Source organism: Vibrio sp. Hep-1b-8, from assembly GCF_006124995.1.
Taxonomy (GTDB): Bacteria; Pseudomonadota; Gammaproteobacteria; order Enterobacterales; family Vibrionaceae; genus Vibrio.
Window position 1 is genome coordinate 1 of sequence record NZ_QEWN01000144.1, and the last position, 4715, is coordinate 4715.

Below are 4715 nucleotides of genomic sequence, written 5' to 3' on the forward strand. Positions count from 1 at the left end.
ACACACAACCTCTAAGGATTTTACTATGCCAACTCCATGTTATATTTCTATCGACGGTGAAACTCAGGGTCTGATCACGGCGGGCGCCTGTACGGCTGACTCTATCGGTGACTCTTATGTAGAAGGTCACGAAGACGAGATGCTGGTTCAGAAGTTTGACCACGTCATTTCGGTTCCGACTGATCCACAATCTGGTCAACCTTCTGGTCAACGCGTCCATAAACCTTTCAAGTTTACTGTCACTCTCAACAAAGCCGTGCCACTGCTGTACAACGCGCTTTCTTCTGGTGAGAAGATGAAGACTGTTGAACTGAAATGGTACCGCACCTCTATCGAAGGCAAACAAGAGAACTTCTTCACCACTAAGCTAGAAAACGCGTCTATCGTCGATATCCAGTGTGAGATGCCACACTGTCAAGATCCGTCGATGTCCGACTTCACGCAAAATCTAACGGTCTCAATGTCGTACCGCAAGATCACTTGGGATCACGTCAACGCAGGTACGTCTGGTTCAGACGATTGGCGTAAACCTATCGAAGCTTAATCACTTTGATTTTCAGAGGCTTCCTACAGGAAGCCTCCTGAAAGCCTTAACCCCAAATTACCGTTGTCGCGGTAATTTGTATTTAAGGTTTTTGTGCTTGGTGTTAACGATAGGAGAGACGTATGGCGACATTGGCGTACACCATAGATATAGAAGGACTCGGCGATGATGCCTTCTCGCTGCAACGCAAACCTGCGAAACGCAAGTTATGTGTCCAATACCGTGAAAGTGTCCCTCCGAAGCAATATCAGTGGACGATAACTCCAGAACACCTCTCTACGATGCAGTCGATTCTTGAAGCGAGTCGGGGAGCACTATGACAATGACTACCTATACTATTCAACCGGGGGATACCTTACTCCAAATTGCTATTGATCAAGGCGTCGAATATGTCGACCTCTTGACGCTGAATCCGCAATGTCAGACTGACCCAAATTACATTCGGGCGGGAGATACCTTAACACTACCTAAAGAAGTGATCATTGAGGCGCCTGAACCCGATTATTCGCCTGAGCCACCCAGTACAAAAATGTACTGGAGAAATTCTTAGTGCGCCTGTATGTCAGGGCATCGATGTCCATGACGTGCTGTTTTTTACCGGGGATTCACCAACAGACTATTACTGTTTGGCGCAAGAGGATCAAGCAAAGCTCAAACAAGAAATTCAGATCACCGACGAGCTGATTCAAGCCTATAAAACGCTGCTAGAAAACGCACCCAGTGGCGACAACATTGCGCTGAGAGCACAGCATCTAGAAAAAGCGCTTGAGCGCGTCTATGCAGGGGCCATCAAGTAGCAGCAGGCACCGCGACTCAGTCTGCGGAACAACCAAAAACACAGAACTACATCGCAAGCAAAATCGCTGAACTTGAGAAACGCCGCGCGTTAGTGAACACTTATGTCCCGTACTTCTCTGAGCCATCCACCATCACGGTGCGCGATAACGTTCTCGCCGCTCTCGAGAAAGAGCTCGCCTACTGGCAGGATTTAGCGAATAGACCCGTTGTACCAGAGTCTTCCAACAAACAAAGTGTTGATCTTAATAAGATGAACCACAAAACGCTTGAACGCACACCCGCGAAAAGGCATGTGCTAGAAGCCTGGCTCGTGAGCGAAAATCGACTTGTGTACCTGCGAGCGGATTTTGTCGAGCGTGCCAAAAACAACTGGAAACAAAATACCGTTAATGCCGAAGTCACTCGAGCCTTAGAAGCGAGGGACTGGCAAGGGCTAAAGCAAGCCTTTATCCAAGACATTAAAAAAGGCATTCGCAATGATATCGAGACCAGTAAGCTAGAGGCTGTCTTTGACAACTGGAAAGCGGACGGTTGGAAAGCCCATGAATGGAAAGCGACTCAAAAGCTGCATGATGACAATGGCGAAGTTCTTTTTGCCAGCTCTCAAGAGGCGCAACTACTGCGCTTTGCGGCCCAAGCCAGCGTCAAAAGTACGATTGAACCATCCGACGGCAAAATAGATATTGGCATTGGTGCGGAGGCCAGTTTCGCTCTGGCTGAAGGTGCGGTTGGGCTTCACCGTTACTTCCCCTATGAAGGTGGTTATACCCTAGCGCTTAGCTATCTTGATGCCAACAAACAGCCTGCCGTTTATCCTTTTGGCCACTTTAGAGCCAAAGTTAGCTTAATGCTCAGCTGTTTTGTTGGTGCGATGACCAGCGGGCGCTTAGAACTCACTAATCAAGCCAACAACAACCCCGGCCACCAAATACTGCTCTCTCCAAGCGTTAGTATGGGTACCAATGCTTCTGGCGGTGTCGGCGTGAAAGGCGATATTTTTGGTGGTGCTCAAGTTGGAGGTCAGGTTGAAGGGGGGCTGGAATGGAAAGCGCCGCAAGATACCAAACTGGATAAGGTGTTTGACTTCGCCACCCTCGCCAAAGTGGGTGCCAACGGTAATGTGGCTATTGGTGCCGGAGCGGGTTGGGATTTCCAATTGGCGCTTGATGATGGGAAATTCTTCTTTAATTGTTCAGGTCGTCTGGTGTTTGGTCCTGGCGCCAGTGGTGGATTTGGCACTACCGTTGATTTTGAGCAGCTATGGCAACTCGCAGTTATCCTTTTTAAAGGCTTAAAAGCAACCGATTACCGCGTACTGGATAATCTAGATAGTCGTGTCTACGAGCACCTTATGCTGTCTAGTTATATGGCTTTTGCTAGCGATATGATTGCTAATCCGCAAGACGCACTTAAACAGGCGGTGATGAACAGCAGTCAATCAATCAATACTTGGTGGGAAAAAAGAACTCAAAAGTGGGACAATGAATCCGAGAAGAAAAAGGAAGCCCTTCGCCTTACCAGGCGTATTGTCAAGAACTACAGCGATGTGACTGGCGAAGTACCGTTTGAAGAATTGCTGCCAGAAACCGTCGGCATTATGCTTAATACTTTAGTGACAACGTTTTATCTGTCATGGGAAGAGAAACAAGAGACGGCGATTTATATATTATTGCTTGGTGGGGTTAAAACGTGGCGACGTTTTGAAGAGGTGCTCACACGTATGAATGCCACCGGTGAAAAGCCGTCAGGCGGTAAACAAGCAGAGGACAAAGCGTTGTTTGACAATTTAGCGCGCATTAATGCCATTTTAGATGGCGAACAACAGATAAGCTTTAACAACTGGGTATTAAAACTGGCGCAAGTGAATGAAATCAACGAGAGCAACTTTGCTCAAATGCGCCCGTTTGCGCCGCGCTCTGGCTGGAGTTGGAGGCAGAAGAGGGAGACAGTTGAACAGCAAATCGTGCGTTTAAATAAAAACAACGGTTACTATATTTAACCATAGCGACCGCCGTAAGGCGGTCGTTTTCAATATTAATAGGGCAAGTCAGAGCTCTGAACTGAGCAACGAAAACCTGAGCGGATAGCGGTATCACTGACCTCCAGCTCGCGGTATGTACGACCAACATTGACCATACCAACCCCACCTCGTTTGACTTTGTATTCACCCGTTGCGGGCCCTTGAGGATCACGTTTCGGTGACACTTTATAATAATCTTTGTCGTACCAATCATTAACCCATTCTGTGGCATTTTCAGTCATATCATAAATACCGAGAGGATTGGGTGCAAACATACCAACCGGGTTTAGGCCTGTGGCGATGTTAGCGGTTTTATCGGTAAACTCTTCATAGCCACCTAATTCCGGGTTATAAAACCCCCTTCCTCTAAACTGAATAAAGCCATTGTTGGTTGCGTAGTAGAGTTTTTGACCACGGCTACGCGCGGCATATTCCCACTGCGCTTCGGTAGGCAGGTCCACTGGTAAAGCCGTTAACTGCCCCAGCCATAGGCAATAGTTTTTTGCATCTTGCCAATTTACTTCTCTGGCAGGTTTACTAGTAAAATAAGGTAAATATGTTTGGTAGTCCGTTGAGTTGCGTTCTAAGTACTTCCCTCCATCTTCACTCTGTTCAAATGGTCGACCTAATGTTTTTAGGTAAACATCATAATCCAGCAACTCCGCTTCATACTTTGACAACGAATAACTGCTTAGGGTGACTTCATGTTGAATATCTGCACCACGGCTCACAATCTCGACATCACTGTAACAGCTTGCTTCCGGCGTCCAGACAGGGCGATTAAGATCGTCGTTCATGCAGGGCATACGAAAGTCGCCCATAATAAAACTGCCACCTTCGACAAACACCATATTCTCAATTGACTTTACCGCGACCTCAGCGATCTTTTGTTTTAGTTCGCTGTCTGCATCTGGATAGTGTTTATTGACATTACTAATAATGGTGTTGAGCTGCTGTTGAGAAAGCACGTTGCTGGAAATGTCGATGTCGATGTCGATATCGCTATTGCATGCCGCCAATAAAGGAATCGCCCCGAGAAGACCTAGCCATTTATAATTCATTATCAATCCTCATTATTTAGCCGTTTATTTTAAGCGGCTAAGCAGGTGACATGAAGTTAATGACTCGGAAATAATGTGATTTTCCTTCCTTTTCTTAATGATGCACACCCAGTTAATAATTAATCAATCTATCAAGTAATTATCAGAAACGCTGTCTTAATATTGGTGTATACCCAATCAACTTGAAAATGCAGGCTTGAGTACCTGAAAATTATCATTGATTCGAGACGTCAGTGAACCTGCGATCTCTGGAAGAGTCACAGTAAAAAATTGATCGATGGCTTCCTTGAAG

General features: G+C 46.5%; 5 protein-coding genes and 1 pseudogene. 4 read left to right on the forward strand and 2 right to left on the reverse strand.

Annotated elements, in window-relative coordinates; translation table 11 throughout:
* Positions 1 to 25 precede the first annotated feature (25 nt).
* From DA100_RS20665 to DA100_RS20685, 4 genes are all read left to right on the forward strand, one after another.
* A complete protein-coding gene (locus tag DA100_RS20665; RefSeq protein ID WP_138973863.1) occupies positions 26 to 544 on the forward strand; it encodes an Hcp family type VI secretion system effector in 519 nt (172 codons plus the stop codon).
* A 122-nt stretch (positions 545 to 666) separates the two neighbouring features.
* Positions 667 to 864, forward strand: a complete 198-nt coding sequence (locus DA100_RS20670) for a hypothetical protein (RefSeq protein ID WP_138973864.1) — start codon at positions 667 to 669, stop codon at positions 862 to 864.
* 162 nt (positions 865 to 1026) lie between these two features.
* Positions 1027 to 1341 (forward strand): hypothetical protein, encoded by a 315-nt coding sequence (locus DA100_RS20680; protein WP_138973866.1) that lies wholly within the window; start codon positions 1027 to 1029, stop codon positions 1339 to 1341.
* Between the two features lie 92 nt (positions 1342 to 1433).
* Positions 1434 to 3341: a LysM domain-containing protein gene (locus DA100_RS20685; protein ID WP_138973867.1), complete on the forward strand. Its 1908-nt coding sequence runs from the start codon at positions 1434 to 1436 to the stop codon at positions 3339 to 3341.
* A 35-nt stretch (positions 3342 to 3376) separates the two neighbouring features.
* Here the strand turns inward: DA100_RS20685 and DA100_RS20690 are convergent, their stop codons facing one another.
* Together DA100_RS20690 and DA100_RS20695 are read right to left on the reverse strand one after the other, a co-directional pair.
* Positions 3377 to 4423, reverse strand: coding sequence for an SUMF1/EgtB/PvdO family nonheme iron enzyme (locus DA100_RS20690; RefSeq protein ID WP_138973868.1), 1047 nt, complete (start codon positions 4421 to 4423; stop codon positions 3377 to 3379).
* A gap of 177 nt (positions 4424 to 4600) precedes the next feature.
* Positions 4601 to 4715: pseudogene (locus DA100_RS20695) on the reverse strand (IS630 family transposase); the annotation flags it as partial.